Here is a 16,791-nt window from a genome sequence, read left to right as displayed (position 1 = left end):
AGCTTCGTTGGTTAGATCTACTAAACTGTATCAGTAGTTTTAATTTAAAGGGTGTAATGAATGCGAGAAATATCGTTAGCAAAAAAGTTACTCTGGCTTAGTGTCGGTAGTATATTTATAACTGTACTAGTGTTATCAGGCGTTTTGTGGTGGCAGTTATCATCAAGTAATAAGCAGTTAGCGACTAAATCTGAAGAGTACATTACTGTAGAAGTAGAAGAAAAGCTTAATGCTCATGCAGCTGGATACGGAGAAAAAATTGCAGGCTTTATTAATGAAGCTTACCGCATTCCTTATTCATTAGCGGCTTTATTAGGTGACGCAGCCAAAAGCGAAACCCTGAGCCGCGATACAGTAGTAAGTATTAACCGCTCGATGTTAGAGCAAAATACTCTGCTTTCTTCTATATATTCGCAATTTGAGCCTAATGCTTTTGATGGGCAAGATTCGAGCTTTAAACAAGGTTACAAACATTCGGTTAATGGTAATGGCACCTTAGAGGTGTATATTACTCGCGACCAAAACGGCGTAATTGAACAGCAAAAAGTAGCTAATGCTGCCGATAAATATATTACCTCTTTAAATGAATTTGGTATTCGTGAAGCGCATTGGTATTTGTGTGCAAAAGACACGCTTAAGCCTTGTATTATGGAACCGTATTTATACGAAATCCCATCGGGCGACTCAGTAATGCTAACTTCGTTAACTGTGCCTATTTTAAAGTCAGGTCAGTTTATTGGTTTAGCTGGCGTTGATTTAACGCTCCCAACTTTTCAGGGCTTAACCGAAAAGCTGTCGAGCGAGCTTTACAACGGCCAAGCAAAAGTAACACTTTTAAGTGATATAGGTTTAATTGTAGGCAGCAGTCACTATAAATCTAAATTAGGCCGCCCATTTAAAGAAGCGGTTAGTAGCAACACTTACAGTGAGCTGGTTAAATTTAAAGGCCAACATGGTCTCTTTAAAACGCCTAGCGAGTATTTAGTTAACTACCCAATTAATATAAAACTAGCTAACACTCAGTGGTCATTAATCATAGAAGTACCTACAGAACTAGCACTTGCAGGGCCTGAAGCGCTAGAAAAAAACATGCAAGAAACAGCAACATCACTCAGATTTATTATTTTAATAACAGGCTTAGTAATTGCTGTGGTTGCTTTTGTTATTATGAAATTAGTAATAGCAGGTGTAATAGCGCCGCTACAACAAATTCAACAGCGGGTTGATAACCTCGCAAGTTCTGAAGGTGATTTAACACATACATTGCATGTTGATAGTCACGCAGAGCTTATTGCATTAGCTGGTGGGTTTAATCGATTTTTAGCAAAGCTACGTGATTTAATTTCTGAGCTTAAAACGGTGTCTGATCAAACCAAGCAGCAAGGCGAAATAGCACAACACATAGCTATTGATACAAAGCATAATGTGCAATCTCAATTTCAAGAAATTGAAAGTGTGGTAACGGCTATGAACGAAATGAGCGCAACAGCACTTGAAGTCGCCAGAGCATCAGAGCAATCAGCCCAACAAGCCGATGAAATAAATAGCTTGGTAGTAAGCAGTGAGTCGAGCTTGTCATCAGCGATGACGCAAGTTAAAACGATGTCTGAAGAAATTAAAGAAGCTAACCAAGCCGTTGAAAAAGTTGCTTCGCGTAGTAAAGACATTACGCAAATATTAGATGTAATTCGTACTATTTCAGAACAAACAAATTTACTTGCACTTAACGCTGCTATTGAAGCTGCGCGCGCTGGTGAACATGGACGCGGCTTTGCCGTTGTTGCCGATGAAGTACGTGCACTTGCTTCTAAAACGCGTTCATCAACAGACGACATAAGCCAGCTAATTGATAGTTTATTATCTGAAGTAGGTAACGCATCTACCGTTATTGAAAAAGGCGTAGTACGTGCACAAAATGCCGTTGATGAAACATCAGTAGCTTTTGATGCTCTGCACAGTGTTGTTGTTAAAGTTGATGAAATAACCAATCAAATTACACATATTGCAACTGCTGCTGAAGAGCAAAGTTTAGTAACTGAAGAAATAAACCGTAATTTAACGCTTATATCTGATGCCGCATCGCAACTTGCTGACTTATCTACACAAGCAGGGGATAGCAGCGAAGCGCTTAATGCACTCGTTGCCCAGCAAGATAATGAACTTAATAAGCTTAAAACGTAACTTACAAATTAAGTTTTAAGCACAAAAAAAATGGCCAGTTAATACTGGCCATTTTTATTTAGTAGAATAAATGTAACTTGTTGGGAATGCTCGATAACTGCTATTTATAACTTTTTAATCAACATAAACATTTGGTTGATCATTGGCTCAGCAAATTGCTCTACATTAGGACGATTAAAATAACCGCGTAAACCTGTAAATTGCACTTGAAAAAAGCGCGCATATTCAACAGCGGTCAACGTGTTACTTAACTCACCTTTGTTTATTGCTTGGTTAAATAATTGCGTTAAATAAGCTTCAAATTGAGCCGTTAAATCTAAGCTTAGCTCATACAGGTTTGAATCTTTTTCTGCAAACTCGCTGTTTGCTTTAACTAGCATACAAATAGCGCTTGGACTGCAATCTTTTGTTTTAATTACCACGTTTTCAACAAACGCACGTAATCCACCAAGTACTGTATCGGCACTTGATAAAAACCCTTCTATTTGGGTTTTCATTTGTACGGTGTAATCTTTCAGCGATTCGCAGTATAGGCCTTCTTTAGAGCCAAACGCAGAGTAAATACTACCTGGGCGCATATTAACGGCTTCTTGTAAGTCACGCGTTGAGGTTGCATGAAAACCTTTTTGCCAAAATAGCTGACTAGCAACGCGAACTACATTCTCGCGTTCAAATTTAACCTTATTAGCCATATCATTCTCAATCAATTTGAACATTTGCTCAATTTTAACTTGAACAGTCGCTCAAAATCAAATACTATGTGTCTCGAAGTTACTTAAAACTATTAATTATTAGGAGCTAACCATGGCCGAATTTACTTTATACACTCAAGAAAACGCACCAGAAGAAGCAAAACCGTTACTAGCTGATTCAGTAGCAGCATTTGGTATGCTTCCTAACTTACATGCAGTAATGGCTGAAGCACCAACATTACTTAAAGGTTACCAAGTACTGCATGAGTTGTTTCAAAAAACATCATTCAACGCAGAAGAGCTAACAGTAGTATGGCAATCAATTAACGTAGAGCACGACTGTCATTACTGTGTACCTGCTCACAGTGGTATTGCAGCGGCAATGAAGGTTGATCAAGGTATTGTTGACGCACTTGTTAACAAAACACCACTTGAAAACCCTAAGCTAGAAACTCTTCGTGAAACTACACTTGCAATGACACGTGAACGTGGCGTGATCAGCGATGAGCAAATCGAAAAATTCTTTGCCGCAGGTTACGCTAAGCAACAGCTACTTGAAATTATTGTAGGCTTGTCTCAAAAAGTAATGAGCAACTACACTAATCACCTTGCTGATACACCAGTAGACGCTGCATTTAAAAAATACGTAAAATAAATACGGTTTTATAAATGACAAAAGGCAGCCTAGGCTGCCTTTTTTGTACTTTTAAATCACAGCTATTTAAACTTAACCGTTTTTGTACTGCGTGTATAAATACGTTGTTCGGGCTTTGTCCACTCACCCTTTTTTAAATAAGAGGTCGATACAATAAATTTATCGTCTTTTAGTTCACTCATCGATTTAACCTTTGTAATACCATCTTGGCTACCAGTTACATCTTCATAAGCTACAAATTGAGTGGGGCTGAGGACTTTCATAGTCCCTTTTGTATAAAACCCTGCTGTTGTGAAATAGTAAAATACCAAAGACTCTTTTTTACTGTCGTAAAAAATCATCGACTCGCCGCCATACTCACCTTCATTAATAGAGTGCTTGGTATGTATCGCTTTACCGTTTAAAGCACGCTCCCAACGGCCAACATCTTGTATTTTTTTAGCTCCTTCAGGTACTTTAAAGTCAGCCTGCCAAGTTCCTAAATAGGGCTTAAATACGGCAAGTTCTTTATCAAGGTTGGTGGATGTATCGGATGCATAGCTATTAAATGTTGATAAGCATAAGACTAAGAATATCGCTTTAAAATATGTCATAATTTGGCTCTTGTTTTTGTAATACCAATGCCAAGTATAGGCGATAATTAATTGATAAAGAAAATATTAATCACATTCTCATTACTTTATTTAGCCGCCATTTGGCTGGCTTACCTACTGCAATACTTACCTGTTTATATACCTATATATGTACCTGGTTATATAAGTGTATTAAGTGCTATCACTTTTTTAATGTACGCGTGGGATAAGCGACAAGCTAAGCGCTCTTCACATAAAAAAGTAAATCGTACGCCAGAGCGCACATTGCAACTACTTGCATTATTTGGAGGATGGCCGGGGGCATTACTTGCTCAACAATTACTTCGCCATAAATCGCAAAAGCGACGTTTTATAGTGGTGTTGTGGTTATGTATTTTAATCAATGCGGGATGCAGTATTATCGCTATTTATTTTCCAGATTTATTGTTAGGTTAAAGTATAAATAGGAAAAGGACTTTTTATGACTAATACAAGATCGGCTGGCGTGACCTTAACGCTTATTTTATTTTTATTAATACCATTGCAAGGATGTGCAGACATGTTTGGGTTTTTTAATAAACAAAACGTTACGTTGTCGTTGCCTGTAAAAGGCAGATTATTAAATAATGGTGAGCCCCAACAGGGCGTTAAAGTAACAAGAGAGCTGATTTACGGTGATACTTATATTGATGAAGCCATAAGTGATAACAATGGTTACTTTTATTTCGATAATAAAACAATACGTAGTTCAAAGCCTTCAAACATGTTTTTTAATAGCTCTTTGCTACAGAGTATTTATATTGGAAACAAAAAAGATGAAGATTCAATCTTGTGGTATACCACAATACCGTTCACCGAAGAGCAAGCACTGCTGTCTGATATATTAAATAACTTTGAATGCGAACTTAGTGAAGAGGCTACAACGTACGATATACCGATAAAAAATACGGGTCAATTTTATACAGTTTATACGCGTTGTAATACCAATTCGCTTAATTAAGTGGTTTATTTCGAGGGCGGAGAAACGTGTTGATAGCTAGGCAAAAAATTCGCTATTTAGTTGTTCTAAATGAGAATTTTTTAACGCAGGTAGCGACACGTTTAGCCCCGCAAAATGATTAAGTATTATTGCGGATTGGTATAAGTTATAGAAATTAGTGAGAAGTCTGATAAAGCCACTAATGTTCACTTATTAGTGGCTTTAATATGATGATTAACGTTTTAACTGTGCTTCTTTTTGGTTTAGTAAACGAATTATAGGGTTTTGCTCTAATATTTTACTTTTCAAAATATAACCAATAATTAGTCCAGCTATAAAGCCACCAATATGTGCACCATAATCAATGCCATCAGGGCCTGTTACTGCACCAAAAATGTTAAATCCTAACCAAATAGCAAAAAACCATACCGCAGAAAGTTTCTTCTGATAAATTACAAACATAAAAGTGAGGCTTGCGTGCCTAAACCACATCAGATACATGCCAAATAAACCGGCTATCGCACCACTGGCACCCACGCCTGGAATATTCGACATAGGGTTTACAATGTAGCTAGCAAATGATGCGAGTAGACCACAGGCCAAGTACCACAACAAAAAGCGCTTGTGTCCTAAAACATCTTCTAAGTTATCGCCAACGATATATAAAAAGTACATATTGCCAACTAGATGCATTATGGAACCATGTAAAAATACGCAAGTTAATACAGTCCATAGCTCATTACCTTTACTTAAATCTGCAGGTGTCATGGCAAAGTTATCAATGACGTAGCTAAATGAGCTCGGGTTTAAAAAGTAAAGTGCAAAAATCAGTGTGTTTAAGACAATAAGACCGCGAGTTACCCAGGGGGTCTTTTGTGGCTTAATATTATATTCAACAGGCATTTGCGTTAAAAATTGGAACAAGTAAGTTTTCCAACTTACTTTTTGATTTAGCTCGCCTAAACTCGCTTTTATTTCAGGGCTATTTTCAACACTTTCAAGCTCATCTTTATCAATCCATGTGCCATCGCAGTGTCTACAAACATCTATTTCGGTATGAAAAGCTTCAAGTAAGTGAAAACGTTCCAAGCTTTTTTTACAATCAGGGCAGTCAAGCTCAGAAATTCCTAATGCTTCACCAAAGTGAGTTTCAAATTTATCACCTTCAGGGCCTTCATTTATTTCGGAAATCATCCGATTTACTTCATTTTTTTCGAACCATAAGCCACCACATTCACGGCAAATATCTATTTCTTCGCCTTGATAATTGGTTACTTCTAATGGATGGTCTTTACAATGTGGGCAGCTCTTAGTTGGCATTTTCTAGCTCCTTTAACGAACCAACAGAAATGTCATTCTGCTGTAATTCCATTTTTAATTGTTTAGCGCTATTTTTTAGTGCGGGTAGCGTTTGAGTTTTAATTGAGTCTGTTATTTTTGCTAATTCGATAGAAGCCTGCTTAGCTGACATTTTTCTTTCTATTGCGGCATTAATGATAAAATCAGCTCGAGAATAAAACCGACGTATTTTAGTCAAAAATTCACTTGGTGTTTCAAGCGTAGTAGGCGAAAACTGCATGGTTTTCCATATGTACTGCTCAAGTGTGGGTTTAAAAAATTCCATTTCTGATTTTGGCGGGCTCTTCGCTAAGCGTTCTGCATACTTAGCTACCGTATTTGCGTTATCATTAACTTCGTCATAGAGCGATATACGCAAATAGTAGTTATCTTCCATTTTGCTAAATGAATCGAACTTAAGCGCTTGTTCTAAACCGCTTTGAGCAGCCAAATAAACACCAAATACGGTAGAAATAACCATAAAAAATTGATTTAACCAAAAACCAGTACTTTTGAGCTCTTTATGATCGACCGTTTTAAGGGCTTGAGTGAGTTTCTGAGTAACTACAGGTGGTTTTGTATTGTTGTCAGGGGTGGGATTAGTTGGTTCCAACAGTTTGTTCCTTGAATATTGCTTCCTTTTTAAGCGCACAAGAATACTTAAAAATTAACCAGTTAGCAATGCTACTATCCGTATTGAATATACTTTTTTACGTTTCGACCTGCATGTACATGCAGACGTAAACTTTACTCATTTCCTAAGGAGAGTGGGTAATGAATCTTTAGTAATCATACTTTAAGTGCACAACTACTAAAATCCCCATATCAAAACCGTTAAAGGTTTCAATTGATTACTTTGTGATTAAAAATAAAACAAGCAGCCATGGCTCTTCCTCATTTAACAGTTAAAGCAAATAAGAATTCTGTGCTAGAAAAGCTATGTTTTGCTCATGAGGTAAGTATATTGGTATATATAAAATTGATAATACTAAGTTATGGCTAATTAGTTTTTATTTTAAATATATAACAAAGGTCATTCTTGAAAAATACTTTCAACCTTTGAATTTAAAAATACTGCACCGTTTTGTGTTTTGCCTAAATGGTCGTCTTTATTATAAATAGGGCAGCTTTTCAGTGATAAACAGCCACATCCTATGCAGCTGTCTACCTTGTCTCGCAAACGCTGCATATATGCTATTCGCTCGTCCAGCTGTGCTTGCCATTGCTTTGAAAGGGCTGCCCAGTCTTTTTGCGTGGGTGTGCGCTGATCAGGTAATGTTGCCAGTGTTTGTTTAATTTCATCAAGGATTATTCCCATTGCTTGTGCGGCTTTTATTACCGCTATACGGCGCAGTACATCTTTTTTATAGCGGCGTTGATTGCCGCTATTTCGCCAGCTACGTATTAGTCCTTTGGTTTCATAAAAATGCAGGGTTGATACTTTTACGCCGCTACGCTTTGCTACATAACCCACGGTTAGGTTGGCCTCAGTTAGTTTTTTTTGATCTATTGGCATTATTTTTAATTTCCGATTGACCTCAATATAACTTGAGGTTTTAAGCTTCTTGCAACACTAAAAAAGGAGCTAACTAAATGCAACAAAAACTTGAGCGTAGCACTGTTATTATTTATTCAAGCGCACGCAAAAATGGTAATACACAGGCGCACGTTAATGGATTTGCAGAGCAAAATAATGTGCGTGTAATATGCTTAGATGATTATAAAATTGCGCCGTACTGCTATAACAAAAGCTATAAAAATGATGATTTTTACGCTGTGTTTGAAGCACTTTTAAAATATGATCATTGGGTGTTCGCGTCTCCTGTTTATTGGTACAGCACCACGGTACAAATGAAATTATTTATCGATAGAATAACCGATTATATGGACGATGAAGCATTAAAACCTAAGCTTCGTAGTTTACGCAGTAAGCATTTTTCAGTACTTTCAAATGCGTCATCAAGTGAAGCCCCCGCCTGTTTTGTAGAGCAGTTTAAAAATACGTTTAGTTATTTAGGTATGCAGTTTATTAACCACAGCCATAAAAGTACCCAAAAGGTTGCTTAAATTGCAGCCTTTTTTGGTTGTCTCTGGTAGTTTAGTAATAATCTTAAAAAACACAGGATTGTTTTATGAAATATTTACTATTGTTAGTGCTGCTTTTTAGCCCTTTAATATATGCAACAGAGCAACCAATTAAGGGATATGGTAATTATTACAATGTACCCGAGCATGATGAAATTAATGACGCTACGGTATTTAAAATAGCATTTGATGTTGCTGATGGCGCTGAAAAAGGCGCGCAAAATAATTCAATAAATTCGCTAGCGCGTTTTATTAACATGCATGTGGCGCATGGCGTAAAGCCTGAAAACATACAACTTGCATTAGTTGTGCACGGTAGCGCAAGTGTTGACGTGTTAGCTAATAGCGAATATAAAAAACGTTTTAACGTTGACAATAAAAACCGAGCGTTAATTGAGCAGCTACTAGCAAACAACACTAAAGTGTATGTTTGCGGGCAATCTGCTACTCACTTTAAAGTAACGCCAGCGCTTTTAATTGAGGGTGTAAAAATGTCGCTTTCGGCCATGACCGCTCACGCACAACTTCAACAACAAGGCTATACGCTCAATCCATTTTAATGACTCAAATAATAAAAAATATTCTCTGCTTTGGGGATTCAAATACATGGGGCTTAAACCCTGTAACGGGTAAACGTTTTGATGAAAATACCCGTTGGACATCACTTTTAAATAAAAACTTAGGGTGGGGCTTTAACGTAATAGAGGCAGGGCAACCTAATCGCACGTTAGTGCATAATCCCCCGTTTGACGGTGTGCTTAATGGTGTTAGCTATTTAAAGCCTTATTTGGATAAGCATGATCTCGACTTTATTATTATAGCTCTTGGTACAAACGATCTTAAAAAACGTTTTAATTTAACACCTACTTTAATAGCAGATGGCTTGAATGATTTAATTAACTCAATACACATTTATTATCAGCAAGGTAGTACTTTAAAATCTCCTAAGATTATTATTGCTAGCCCACCTAAAATAAGAATTACCGAGCAATATTCACGTATTTATGAAGAGGCTGATACAAAAGTAACAAAGCTCTCTAGTGCATTTAAAAGCGTTGCAGCTAATAATAAGTGCGCTTTTATTGATTTTAACTCGTTCATTAACATAACAGATGGTGATGGGATTCATTTTGATGATATCCAACATTTGGCAATAGGCTTTAAAATAGCGCAATTGGTTCAAAATTCACTCAATAATTGTTAAATCTATCTGTGTGAATTTAATGCGACTTATGCAATCATCTAATAAAGTAGTGATATAAATTAACAACTTCGAGATGCTATGAAAAAGTACCAACAAAAATCTATTATAGCCGTTCTAACCGGAGTGTTAGTTTTTATAACTGGCTGTATAATTTTACTCAATTTTGCAGCGCAGCAATTAACAGCACAAACAAAGTCAGATGCTGAGTATATTCTCACTCATGTAGAAGGTGCAATTGCAGAGCGGCGTCGAATACTTACCCCATTAAATAAGCTTGCGTTTAAACAGTGTGACAACACAACTCTTCTTGAGATGCGCCGAGCTTTATTTGACGCAAAATATGTAATTGATATAGGTTTTTTTAAAGATAATCAGCTAGTTTGTACTACGGGTGCAGGCTTATTAAGTAAACCAATTAACGACAAACAGCCTGACTTTATTCGAGATGATGAACAGGTGAGGGTTCGTTTTGAGCCAGAGCTTTATCTATTATTATTTAGTGAGCGCCCTATGGAGGTAATTATAGTCAGACAAGGGGACTATAATTTAATTATGCAGAGTACTCCCTTTACCAACATTGGCATTACTGTGCCAGATTGGGAAGTTGTTTATAAAACACCAAATACTTTGCATCATTTAGCAGGTAAAGAGGATCTCTACCTTCAAGTAAAAAACAATGTTTTCTTTCCTTACGAAACTAATTTAGTTTGCAGTTCTGCAAGTAGCCAATATTGTGTGGTAGTGCACTTACCTTGGAGTCTGTTTTTTTCTAATAACCACTTATTACTAATAATTTCGTTAATTTTAACCTGTTTAGCGGGAATATCGAGTGCGTTAATAGTTGATGCAAGAATTGCTGCACGTCGCTCTATTAATCAGCGTATTCGTAAAGGACTCAAAAAGGGATCATTTTATTGGACTTACCAGCCTATTATTTGTTTGCAAAGTGGCAAGCTGATTGGTTGCGAGGTACTTGCACGTTTTGAAGATAAGTACGGTGTTTTATTTCCAGATGAGTTTATTCCGGTTATTAGAAAAAACAATTTAACCTGGACTTTTACTGAGGCCATGATTGCCGCTACAATCAAAGAGCTAACCTCTATAGAGGTATTGCCTGAAGGCTTCAAAGTGTCGCTTAATATATTTCCGTGTGATGTAGAGCTGGGTAACGTGTCGTTGCTGCCACAAATTACAGAGCTTACCAATTCACGCTTTATTATTTGTTTAGAGATAACGGAAGACGAATACCTTGATACAAGCATCGCGCATGCTCATTTTAGAACCTTGGTTGAATCGGGATTTAACTTATCATTAGATGACTTTGGTACGGGTTATTCGAATTTAAGAAATTTACAAAATTTGAGCTTTCATCAACTTAAAATTGATCGTACGTTTGTTCAAGATATAACAACTGAGGGCTTAAAAGCCTCTATGATCCCGAATATTATGGAACTTGTGCATAAGTTTAATTATACCTGTGTAGCAGAAGGAATTGAAACCACTGAGCAAGAAGCCATTTTAAAAACAGCGGGTGTGCATTACGGACAAGGCTGGAAGTATGGTAAACCCATGACTGCGTCTAAATTTAAAAATTATATAACTAATCAGCATTTTTAGATCTCAGCTGCCATACTAAACGTATCGGTATGAAATTTATAAATATTAGGTTTATTATGATCAAATTAACATTAAGTGCTTTTGCACTTTTACTACTTAGCGCATGTACAACACAGTACCCAAACCAGCAATTAACAGGTAAGCAGTTCCCAAGCATTAGTGGCGAAAGCTTAGAGCAAACTATGGTGACTATACCAAGTGATTTTAAAGCAGATAAAACACTACTGCTCATTGGGTACAAGCAAGACAGCCAGTTTGATATAGACCGTTGGTTAATTGGTTTAGATATGGCGGGCGTAACGCTCCCTACATACGAACTACCAACCATTGCCGGCATGGCACCACGTATGTTTAGCACATTTATAGACAGCGGTATGCGCAAAGGCATCCCTAAAGAATTATGGGGTGGGGTAATCACTATTTATAAAGATGGCGAGACAGTTCAAAAGTTTACAGGTAATCAAAGCCCAAATAACTCTCGTGTGGTACTTATAAATAGCAGCGGCGAAATTTTATATTTTTATGATCGAGGTTTTTCGGTTGATGCGCTGAATAAATTAAAAGAGACGATAGAATAATTACCCCTAAAGCTTAGTTTACGATAATGTATATTTAAGGTTTTAAGAATTACTAAACTACTAATCCGATCTGTTATTTATCTTAAAAAAGTAATTGTAAAAACAAAGGCAATGTAGGTTATATATTGATTTAAAAGGTTTTTATCTGTTTTAGGGGGAGAAGCGGTAGCTTTATTTTAATACCAAAATCTCATTGTAAGTTGTATTTGATTTATGTAATGTAGTGTAAATGTTTCAAGGACGAAATTTATGCCCCATAAAAACTCAGTATTCGTAAAAACTACATTTCAATCATCTTTTCATTCACACAACTACACTGCTATTTTTAGAACACTACAGGCCTTGTTTGGTGATATTAAAATGGACGATGTTATTCCTAAAGCTGAGCAGCGTGCAAATTATGATTTATTTTTAATAGATGGTGCTAAAAGCAAATGGCAAGATCTCATTCCCGCAGACCTTATTTGTTTAGCTAAACACCATAGTGTTGTTATCTTTAATGTTGATAAAGAAGATGTGTGCGAGCAAAACTTATTGCTTAACCATTTTAATGGTGTTTTTTATAAATCTGATGCGCCAGAAGATATTTTTAAAGGGTTAGTTCGTGTTGATACTGGCGAGCTTTGGTTTACGCGTAAAGTAATTTCAAAAGCTTTTAACGACATTTTAGCCGTGGCATCGTCATTTAATAACCTACATGACGACATTGAATTAAAGCAGGACGATTACGATCATTTAACAAAGCGAGAAAAGACCGTTATTCATTTAATTGCACAAGGTGCGAGTAACAATACAATTGCTGATAAGCTCAATATTAGCGACCACACTGTAAAAACACATTTGTACAGTGCGTTTAAAAAAACTAACTCACGCAACAGGGTGGAGCTTGCTAATTGGGCGCAGCGCTATATATCTGTTTTGCTGCCAATGGGGAAATAGTTTTTTGAATAAATTTCACTACTCCTAAAGTGACCTTAAGCCCAGCATTGCTGGGCTTTTTTTACAAAGTAAAAACTTAATTATATTGTTGGTGTTTAACACGGTACTTAGAAAGTAAAGTTATAAGAACGATAATCATACTAGCTCCGATAAAACCAGGAACAACTCCAAACATATCGAATATACCTCCCTCTAATACCTCCCAAGTTAGTGATATTAAAGCACCTATGACCATGCCCCATATCGCTGCTTGGCATGTCATAGACTGCCAGAATAAGCTAAATATAATAACAGGACCGAACGCAGCGCCAAATCCACCCCAAGCAAAAGCGACCATACTCAATAAGGTTCTATCAGCTTTATTAAAAGCCAAGGCGAGACCTATCAAAGCAACGATTAAAAGACCAATGCGTGCAACTAAAATAACCTCTTTATCTTTAGCATTTTTGCGAAAATATGTTTTATATAAATCTTCAGAAATTGTTGTAGAGCAGATCAGTAACTGCGAATCGATAGTACTCATTATGGCCGCTAAAATACCCGCAATGATAATTCCAGCAACAAATGGGTGATAAAAGGCTTGGGCTAGTGCAATGAATACAGTTTCGGGGTTGCTGAGCCCTTTTCCAAAATAGGCTGTGCCTAATACCCCCACTACTACTGCTGAAATCATTGTAACTACTGACCATATCATGGCTATCTTTCGTGAAACTGCTACATCTTTTAAAGTCCTCACACTCATAAATCTAACAAGGACATGGGGCTGGCCTACATAACCAATACACCAACCGCTCAAAGAAATTAGTCCAAATAGCCAGCCGTCACTTGGCTCTAGCTTTTTAAGTGTTAGTTTACTTAATACTTGCGATAATTCGTGGCTCATTTGTGGTGTGTTAAATATAAAAAATAAACAAAGGGCAGTAATGAGTAAAGATAGTGACATCATTATCCCTTGAAAAAAATCAGTCCAACATACTGCTAAGTAACCTCCCATAAAGGTATATGAAACGATAACAAACCCACCAATTAATAAAGCTAAGTGATAATTTATATTAAAGACTTTTTCAAACAACACAGCTCCACCACTTAGCCCTGCAGCTACATACAATGTAAAAAATAATAGCATTACCAATGAAGCTGTTAACTGTAAGGTTTTTGTGTCCGCTTTAAACCGGTTTTTAAGGTATTTAGGAATTGTTTGTGAATTATCTAATTGCTCAGTTGCAACTCGTAGCTTAGGCGCTACGAGTTTCCAGTTGAGGTAGACACCCATGAGTGTAAATACAACGATCCAGACAGCGGAAAGGCCACTGGCAAATAATGCTCCAGGAAGCCCCATTAAAGCCCAACCGCTTAAATCTGAAGCTCCAGAGCTTAAAGCTGCAACACTGGGCGGTAAGTTTCGAGATCCTAAAATATAATCTGAGGAGGTATTGGTTTTACGGTAAAAGTAATAGCCTATACCTAACATTGCGAGCAGATATATTGCAAAAGCGCTGTAAGTGTAATTCATAGGTGTCCGCCCCTTCTGTGCTATTTAGCTAGTAGCTTGATGATCCATCTGCAGATAGTGAATGCTTCTCGGTGCCTGTAAGTGGCGGATTAAATATTGAAACCAAAATAAGATCCTCCTCTTGATCAGCTCTTAAAAAGTGTTTGTCGTGTTGATCTAAAACATAGATTGCACCTTCAGTAATTTTATGAATATTACCTTTCATGTCTTCAATTTCTCCTTGTCCAGCAATGCAATAACATGCTTCTAGATGATTTTTATATTCAAGTACAGACTCAGATCCTTTATTAACTTTTGTGTGGCAAACTGTGAAGCCCATACCATCTTTTTCAGTTAGAAGACGATGGCTAGTTCCATTTCCCCAATGAACAAAAAAATCAGTATTTTCAATATCTTTGAGTTCTCTAATAAACATTTTTCTTACTCCGTTAATGTGACTATTTAATTTCCTTCAGGTTAAACATCTGTTAAGTTACTAACAAGTCAGAAAAAATCCTTCCATTGTTAGAAAAACTAACATTTAAAATTGAGGTTCTAAAATGAGACTACCACTTACTGCTATTTACTATTTTGACTCTGTGGCTAGAAATCTCAGTTATACAAGGGCTGCAAAGGAGTTATGTATAACTCATTCGGCAGTTATTGCGCAGGTGAAAAAATTAGAAGATTGGTTGGAAGTTGCCTTAGTTAAAAGAAAAAATAACACACTTGTTTTAACCGAAAAAGGACTGTGGTTAGCTTCTTCACTTGATAAGTCAATGGTGAATATTCGAAATTCAATTTCTACTGTAAGGCAAAATAATACGATAACAATTAAAACAATACCGTCTTTAGCATCGGACTTCCTATTACCTCACTTAAGTGATTTAAAAAGTGCTTTTCCAGCTATTAATTTCAATATCAATTATGTTGGCTATGAAGAAACCTTTGTTGATTTATTATTAGATTTTTGTGATAGAGGGCTTGAAGAAGGTGAAGAGCTATTATTTTATGGTAAAACAATCCCCGTTTGTGGTGAGGGATATAAAAAGATAATTGGTGAATTTAGTATTAAAAAAGCAAATAAATATGAATACCTTCACGACAGTGATTCACAAGCATGGAGAAAGTGGTTTAATATTTATACAGAACAGTCTCACGATTTAGCATATTCAGATAAAGGTTCTATTTTTGGTGATTTTAATTTAATGCGAACAGCAGCAATTAATAATAGTGGAATAGCTCTTTGTCCTAAGAGCTTGATAAAAAATGACCTAAAGTCGAATAAGTTAATTCAGTTATCTGATAAATGTGGCAACTTAGAGAGAAAATACTTTATTAAGGCGGTAAACCCTGACAACCCAAGGATAGATAAGGTAAAAGAATTTCTAATCAAGCTCGCCTTAACTAATGAATATGCGTATAAAAATAATTAATGGTTATTTTAAGCAGGCTGTACGCTAAGTTTAGCAGCACAGCCCTTATTTGTTAAAACTACTTTGCGAATACTAAGCTAAATTCTGCCTAACTACTTTTTATACGGATGGGTTTTAAGCCAGTGCTCGGCTATTTGCTCACGTGTGGCAAACCAAACCTGATCATGCGAGCGAGCATATTCTAAAAACCGTGCTAATGCTTTTATTCTTCCTGGTCTGCCAATTAGGCGACAATGCAAACCTATCGACATCATTTTAGGGGTGTTTTCACCTTCTGGGTCGCCTTCCTCGTATAGTGTATCGAATGCATCTTTTAAGTAATTATAAAACTGATCGCCTGCGTTAAAACCCTGCACGGCAGCAAAGCGCATGTCGTTTACATCAAGCGTGTAGGGCACTATTAACTGTGGTTTACCTTCTTTAATACTGTAAAAAGGTAGGTCGTCGCTGTAATCGTCGGCATCATATAAAAACGAGCCATTTTCTACCACAAGGGCTGCTGTGTTAGGGCTTGTGCGCCCTGTGTACCAGCCTTTGGGCTTTTTACCGGTAAGCGTTTGAATGATCTCAATGGCTTGTTGCATATGCTCGCGTTCGGTTTGCTTATCTATATTTTGATAATTAATCCAGCGCAGGCCATGGCTTGCAATCTCGTGGCCCGCTTTAACAAAGGCTTTAGCTACATCGGGGTGGCGCTCAAGGGCCATCGCCACTGCAAAAATGGTGACCGGTATATCGTATTTTTTAAATAAACGCAGTAGCCTCCACACGCCAGCGCGTGAGCCATATTCGTAAATAGACTCCATGCTTATATGGCGGTCTTCAACATGCGGGGCACTGACTATTTCTGATAAAAACGTTTCGGCCGCTGCATCACCATGTAGCACGCAGTTTTCGCCGCCTTCTTCGTAATTTAATACTACTTGCACGGCAATACGTGCTTTATTGGGCCAATTTGCATGGGGTACATCTGGACCATAACCAATTAAATCGCGCGGGTAGTTTTTAAATTGCTCGCTCATT

General features: G+C 37.0%; 19 protein-coding genes. 11 read left to right on the top strand and 8 right to left on the bottom strand.

Annotated elements, in window-relative coordinates:
• Window positions 1-60 precede the first annotated feature (60 nt).
• Window positions 61-2,181: a methyl-accepting chemotaxis protein gene (locus H5161_RS05445; protein WP_182197178.1), complete on the top strand. Its 2,121-nt coding sequence runs from the start codon at window positions 61-63 to the stop codon at window positions 2,179-2,181.
• A gap of 104 nt (window positions 2,182-2,285) precedes the next feature.
• On the opposite strand, the gene H5161_RS05440 is transcribed toward H5161_RS05445, so the two are convergent.
• Window positions 2,286-2,873, bottom strand: a complete 588-nt coding sequence (locus H5161_RS05440) for a TetR/AcrR family transcriptional regulator (RefSeq protein ID WP_004334521.1) — start codon at window positions 2,871-2,873, stop codon at window positions 2,286-2,288.
• Between the two features lie 112 nt (window positions 2,874-2,985).
• On the opposite strand from H5161_RS05440, the gene H5161_RS05435 reads away from it, so the two are divergent.
• Window positions 2,986-3,528 (top strand): carboxymuconolactone decarboxylase family protein, encoded by a 543-nt coding sequence (locus H5161_RS05435; RefSeq protein WP_024595406.1) that lies wholly within the window; start codon window positions 2,986-2,988, stop codon window positions 3,526-3,528.
• A gap of 62 nt (window positions 3,529-3,590) precedes the next feature.
• Here the strand turns inward: H5161_RS05435 and H5161_RS05430 are convergent, their stop codons facing one another.
• Window positions 3,591-4,121, bottom strand: a complete 531-nt coding sequence (locus tag H5161_RS05430) for a hypothetical protein (RefSeq protein WP_182674919.1) — start codon at window positions 4,119-4,121, stop codon at window positions 3,591-3,593.
• Window positions 4,122-4,172: 51 nt separating this feature from the next.
• Here H5161_RS05430 and H5161_RS05425 point away from each other — a divergent pair, with 51 nt between their 5' ends.
• The gene (locus tag H5161_RS05425; protein ID WP_182768859.1) at window positions 4,173-4,556 is read left to right on the top strand and encodes a DUF1294 domain-containing protein; all 384 of its coding nucleotides are present in this window, start codon (window positions 4,173-4,175) and stop codon (window positions 4,554-4,556) included.
• Window positions 4,557-4,581: 25 nt separating this feature from the next.
• Entirely contained in the window at window positions 4,582-5,100 is a 519-nt protein-coding gene (locus H5161_RS05420; protein ID WP_259398133.1) for a transthyretin-like family protein, read from the top strand.
• Between the two features lie 213 nt (window positions 5,101-5,313).
• On the opposite strand, the gene H5161_RS05415 is transcribed toward H5161_RS05420, so the two are convergent.
• The 3 genes from H5161_RS05415 to soxR form a co-directional block, all read right to left on the bottom strand.
• Entirely contained in the window at window positions 5,314-6,399 is a 1,086-nt protein-coding gene (locus H5161_RS05415; RefSeq protein ID WP_039486587.1) for a rhomboid family intramembrane serine protease, read from the bottom strand.
• Complete coding sequence (locus H5161_RS05410; RefSeq protein WP_182753835.1) at window positions 6,389-7,030, bottom strand: hypothetical protein; 642 nt, start codon at window positions 7,028-7,030, stop codon at window positions 6,389-6,391. Before H5161_RS05410 ends, H5161_RS05415 begins: the two co-directional genes overlap by 11 nt.
• Before the next feature lie 420 nt (window positions 7,031-7,450).
• Entirely contained in the window at window positions 7,451-7,933 is a 483-nt protein-coding gene (gene soxR / locus H5161_RS05405; protein ID WP_182768858.1) for a redox-sensitive transcriptional activator SoxR, read from the bottom strand.
• A 77-nt stretch (window positions 7,934-8,010) separates the two neighbouring features.
• Here soxR and H5161_RS05400 point away from each other — a divergent pair, with 77 nt between their 5' ends.
• From H5161_RS05400 to H5161_RS05375, 6 genes are all read left to right on the top strand, one after another.
• The gene (locus H5161_RS05400; RefSeq protein ID WP_182711762.1) at window positions 8,011-8,484 is read left to right on the top strand and encodes a flavodoxin family protein; all 474 of its coding nucleotides are present in this window, start codon (window positions 8,011-8,013) and stop codon (window positions 8,482-8,484) included.
• A 65-nt stretch (window positions 8,485-8,549) separates the two neighbouring features.
• Window positions 8,550-9,062 carry a DsrE family protein gene (locus H5161_RS05395; protein WP_182768857.1) on the top strand — a complete coding sequence of 171 codons (513 nt, stop codon included), beginning with the start codon at window positions 8,550-8,552 and terminating at the stop codon, window positions 9,060-9,062.
• A gap of 8 nt (window positions 9,063-9,070) precedes the next feature.
• Window positions 9,071-9,706: an SGNH/GDSL hydrolase family protein gene (locus H5161_RS05390; RefSeq protein ID WP_182768866.1), complete on the top strand. Its 636-nt coding sequence runs from the start codon at window positions 9,071-9,073 to the stop codon at window positions 9,704-9,706.
• Window positions 9,707-9,784: 78 nt separating this feature from the next.
• Window positions 9,785-11,323, top strand: coding sequence for an EAL domain-containing protein (locus tag H5161_RS05385; protein WP_182768856.1), 1,539 nt, complete (start codon window positions 9,785-9,787; stop codon window positions 11,321-11,323).
• 56 nt (window positions 11,324-11,379) lie between these two features.
• Window positions 11,380-11,901 (top strand): hypothetical protein, encoded by a 522-nt coding sequence (locus H5161_RS05380; protein WP_182695341.1) that lies wholly within the window; start codon window positions 11,380-11,382, stop codon window positions 11,899-11,901.
• A 249-nt stretch (window positions 11,902-12,150) separates the two neighbouring features.
• Window positions 12,151-12,840: a LuxR C-terminal-related transcriptional regulator gene (locus H5161_RS05375; RefSeq protein WP_182768855.1), complete on the top strand. Its 690-nt coding sequence runs from the start codon at window positions 12,151-12,153 to the stop codon at window positions 12,838-12,840.
• Between the two features lie 76 nt (window positions 12,841-12,916).
• On the opposite strand, the gene putP is transcribed toward H5161_RS05375, so the two are convergent.
• Both putP and H5161_RS05365 read right to left on the bottom strand, forming a co-directional pair.
• Entirely contained in the window at window positions 12,917-14,353 is a 1,437-nt protein-coding gene (putP, locus tag H5161_RS05370) for a sodium/proline symporter PutP (RefSeq protein WP_182768854.1), read from the bottom strand.
• Between the two features lie 28 nt (window positions 14,354-14,381).
• Window positions 14,382-14,768, bottom strand: a complete 387-nt coding sequence (locus H5161_RS05365; protein WP_182747466.1) for an ectoine synthase — start codon at window positions 14,766-14,768, stop codon at window positions 14,382-14,384.
• Window positions 14,769-14,892: 124 nt separating this feature from the next.
• Between H5161_RS05365 and H5161_RS05360 the strand changes: the two genes are divergently transcribed.
• Window positions 14,893-15,768: a LysR family transcriptional regulator gene (locus H5161_RS05360; RefSeq protein ID WP_182768853.1), complete on the top strand. Its 876-nt coding sequence runs from the start codon at window positions 14,893-14,895 to the stop codon at window positions 15,766-15,768.
• Window positions 15,769-15,860: 92 nt separating this feature from the next.
• Here H5161_RS05360 and puuE read toward each other — a convergent pair whose 3' ends face one another.
• Window positions 15,861-16,790 carry an allantoinase PuuE gene (gene puuE, locus H5161_RS05355; protein WP_182768852.1) on the bottom strand — a complete coding sequence of 310 codons (930 nt, stop codon included), beginning with the start codon at window positions 16,788-16,790 and terminating at the stop codon, window positions 15,861-15,863.
• Between the last annotated feature and the right edge of the window lies 1 nt (window position 16,791).

The organism is Pseudoalteromonas sp. SG43-5, assembly GCF_014164345.1.
GTDB classification, from domain to species: Bacteria; Pseudomonadota; Gammaproteobacteria; order Enterobacterales; family Alteromonadaceae; genus Pseudoalteromonas; species Pseudoalteromonas distincta.
Note: the sequence above shows the minus strand (reverse complement) of the source record. Positions and strands in the feature narration are given on the sequence as shown.